This window comes from Oceanospirillum sediminis (assembly GCF_014164585.1).
GTDB lineage: Bacteria > Pseudomonadota > Gammaproteobacteria > Pseudomonadales > Halomonadaceae > Oceanospirillum > Oceanospirillum sediminis.
The window spans coordinates 1-336 of sequence record NZ_JACJFM010000272.1; the positions used below are offsets into that span (position 1 = coordinate 1).

At 46.1% G+C, this 336-nt stretch carries 1 protein-coding gene; it reads left to right on the top strand.

Annotated features, from left to right (window positions below):
* Nucleotides 1–35: 35 nt before the first annotated feature.
* On the top strand, nucleotides 36–336 hold a 301-nt coding region (locus H4O21_RS24890; protein WP_220495898.1), incomplete at its 3' end, for a hypothetical protein.

The following is a 336-nucleotide window of genomic DNA, read 5'->3' on the forward strand; positions in this document are numbered from 1 at the left end:
ACTATGCTTACTCACATGGATTTCAAGGATAAACAATGAAAACACTAAGCAAAATCTATTCAGACAAAGAAACGCGCAACGGTATCGCTGTCAATAAAACCTATCTCGTGCCAGTTGAGCAAATCTATCTTGAGCCTGGATACAACATCCGCGAAGCCGATGAACAGCATGTGGAATATTTCGCGCAGTGCTGGGAATCAGGTCAGCCACTGCCAGCATTAACAGTTATTCCTGACGAGAAGGGAATCCGCATTCTTGATGGTCAACATCGCTACCTCGGCGCATTGCGTGCCATTGAGCGTGGCGCACCAATCGTTCGTATTGAGTGTAAGGATT